This window comes from Psychroserpens sp. (genome assembly GCF_045105015.1).
Classification (GTDB): Bacteria; Bacteroidota; Bacteroidia; order Flavobacteriales; family Flavobacteriaceae; genus Psychroserpens.
Window position 1 is genome coordinate 1 of record NZ_JBGCCX010000180.1, and the last position, 3,407, is coordinate 3,407.

Here is a 3,407-nt window from a genome sequence, read left to right on the forward strand (position 1 = left end):
AGTGTTTTGAGAAAAGGCAAGGGCGTAGAGTTTACAATATCTGACAACGGAATCGGCATTCCAAGAGAAGAATTATACGATATCTTTACCCCATTTAAGATGGGCTCAAACACTGAGTCAAAAGCCGAAGGACGAGGCGTAGGCCTAGCGCTTTGTAGAGCCGCTGTAGAAGCTCATGCCGGGGCTATATCTGCTGATAGTAAAGGTGGCAAAGGTGCGCAGTTTAGGTTTGTGCTTTAGATGGAATAGCATAATGTTATGAAAAATTGTCTCAAGAGCCACTAAGCAGTTTTATCTAGTGTAGCAGCACAAGAAGCAGAAACTGCAAAGCACAATGATAAAGAAATATTCCATCGGCTACAAGGCTAGAATTGCTGACAAACACGTGTTGCTCCACAAGAGACGAAATTGAGAATATATTTTTAGAGATAAACCTCCAATAAAAATATAAATGAAGCAGAAAATATTACCACTTTGGTCAGAGTGTGCTTATGGCTGATATTAAATAATTTAGTTTTGTAAAGCTGTATATTTAGAAAGTTGCAATTGGTTAGTTAAAATTTTGTGTGGATGGTCGACATTGAGCTTATTATCTATCAAGCTGTAGCCTGCATTTTCATGGATCTAAGGTGCAAATGTTATGTGCTTGCATTTACTTGATGAAACAGTAAGAGCAATTCAACAGAAAGTTACGGTTCTAATTTAAGAAATTATAAAAACTAATGTCCAAATGGTAATAGTACTATGCTATGCCTCGTATATAACTTTGGAAATCTTGTGCTATTAAATAATTGTCTCAGAATAACAAAGACTTCAGTTCTTAACGGCTAAAGATAATAGATTGCGTAGTCTAGCTATTTCATAATTTAATTTATGTAATTTATTAGTCATTATTTTAAAAGAAATGGCACCATTCTTATATTTATTTATTAAGTCTGTTTCTGTAGAAAGTATTTTTACTATTTCTTTATTTGTATTTTTTGAATAATTTAGATATTTTTCTTGCTCTAATTTTGTATCAATTTCTTGTTTCAATTCAGGGAAATATTTTTCTATAATTTGAGTAAAAATACTGAACCCTTCATTAAACTGTTTATATATTGTGTTAGAAACAGGTAAGTCTAACGCCTTATAAAAATTTGGATTCATTTGCTTTGACAAAACATATATTCCAGTAATGTATGTTTTCATAATTTTATTTTCTTTAAAAGATAAAATCTTGTCTACTTGTTTCTGGCTCAAATACTTATAAGGTATAAATTCCGGATGAATACCAGATAATACAAAACTTGTTTGAAAATCAATTGCTCTTGTGTTGTTAAAAAGATCAGTAAAATTATTAGTTAATTTATTTTCGCTATTCACTATAATTCTCTTTTTATATCTTGAACCAGCTTGATAATTATCCATTGCATAGGCGAGATTAGTTCCATTTAATATTAGCTGATTTAAATCATTTCTCTTCAAATCATTCTTATAAATATTTTGATACCGATCAAGAAAGCACTCTTTAATTATTGATGATATAGACACTATTTCATTAAAATTAATTTTTGCACGCTTTTTTACAATTGCAATTTCAGTTTTAAGTTTTTCCTCTGCATTAGTTATATTGGCAAAATATTCTAATTCTCCGCCTTGAATTGTACGATTTGATTCATTATCTCCTAATATGCCTGCCAACATACTTCTAAAAAATACTGGTCCCCCAAGCCTTTCAATGCTTGAGCCCATTCCTATGAATAAGATAGGGTTTTTTGCCTGTTGTGAATTAAACATATCGGAATTTTTTAATTGTTGCATAGCATAGCCTAGCTTAGCAAGGTTTAGAATCGAAGCGGCAAGACCACTAAATCTAGTATCATCACTACCTGCCTTCATTATTTGCGAAATATTATCAGCTTTAACTATCTTCTGCAGGTTATTGACAGCATAAGCAACATCTTGATTTGTTTCTACTAAAGGAATGGTATTGATATTTGATATGTTGTAGGATTTTTTTAATTTTTTTATTTCATTTATTTGTGCTACTGAAGAAAAATTGGAGATTATAATATCAGAAATAGCATATTTTTGGATTTGATTAATAATTTGCACTATTCGCAGCGCATCTTCATATATACTTTCTGCATTTAAGCTTTCACCATCAAATCTAATTTGACCTCTAAAAGCATGGAATCTAAATTTGTTAAAATAGTTCAGTAACTTTTTTGAATTAAAGTTATCAATTCTTTCTAAACGTTCAGCAAATTTATTTTCTATAGTATGCAATCCAAAATTACGGCCGATTTGTGCAAACCTATTGGTAAATTCGGAAAAAGTTAGATCTTTATTCTTTATTAGAGAAAAAATTAGATTAGTCTGATGTTGTACCGTATTTAAAAGTTCTGTTAGAGTTGCATCATTTTTCAAATAATTCTTGTTATAATCTCTATATATATCGAGCATTAATTGTATATTTTTTGCATTTGCATATGCAACGCTTTTAGCACTTAAATTACTTCGATCAAAATCAAACCCTATCCAACTATAAAAATTCCCTATATCATTCAGTTTGACATCCTTTGAGTATAATAGAACTTTAGCTAGATTTTTTAGGTGTAAGTCATAGTAGTAATCTATTTCTTTCTCCGGTGCAAAATTATCCCTGCCCATTAGTGTATTAGTTGGATGAGAAGTAAAAGTTAGGTTGGTTGCAGCTATAGCATTTGTTGTCAAAATAGCATTTCCAAAAAGTACTATAAAACCTAAAAAAAGTGATAAAAGTATATTAGATTGTTTTTCAATGTTGTAAGTATTCATGGTGGTTAAATTGGTTTTAGTTCAAATTTTAATGAACTAATTATATAGTTACCAAACTACTAGTATAGCGATTTATGGATTTGACTACCCATAAATTCATTAGATGATCATATAATACCATTAAAAAAGAACACGCCTATACTTAGGGTTAAACCCTATAAAATTCTGGGACTAAAGATAGAGGAGAAAAGTATCGTTTAGATTAAAGTTAAAGCTTTAATATTTGAAACTATTCTCCTAAATTGCATTTGTACGCTCTAATAATTTAAAAACTAATTTTATTACTAATTAAATTTTAATAGCTCGTAATTATAGATATTATATTACCCAAAGCTTTTTGATGAACCCACTAAACAGCAGTAATTTTTTACTTTTAAAGTTCTACCCTAAAAATTAACTCTCAACTTAAGCGTTCCTTGATGAGCTACATACTTGTCGGCGAGTCTTGCGTCGTAGCCGAGGGAGTATTCCCATTGGTCGTCGTGTTTGGCGGTGATGCTACCTCCAGCGTTGTAGACTAGGCGGACTTGTTTTGCGGTTCTTGGAACTAACGCTGGGGTACCCACTCCGTCTTGACGGATGTCGACGTTGAGTTTGTTGTTGAT

General features: G+C 31.1%; 3 protein-coding genes. 1 reads left to right on the forward strand and 2 read right to left on the reverse strand.

The window, feature by feature from the left end; translation table 11 throughout:
* A partial coding sequence (locus tag AB8B90_RS13725; protein ID WP_405338018.1) for a sensor histidine kinase occupies positions 1–240 on the forward strand: 240 nt, incomplete at its 5' end.
* Between the two features lie 573 nt (positions 241–813).
* Here the strand turns inward: AB8B90_RS13725 and AB8B90_RS13730 are convergent.
* Together AB8B90_RS13730 and AB8B90_RS13735 are read right to left on the reverse strand one after the other, a co-directional pair.
* Positions 814–2,802 carry a hypothetical protein gene (locus AB8B90_RS13730; RefSeq protein ID WP_405338020.1) on the reverse strand — a complete coding sequence of 663 codons (1,989 nt, stop codon included), beginning with the start codon at positions 2,800–2,802 and terminating at the stop codon, positions 814–816.
* A 386-nt stretch (positions 2,803–3,188) separates the two neighbouring features.
* Positions 3,189–3,407, reverse strand: a 219-nt coding sequence (locus AB8B90_RS13735) for an autotransporter outer membrane beta-barrel domain-containing protein (RefSeq protein WP_405338023.1), incomplete at its 5' end; no start/stop codon positions are given.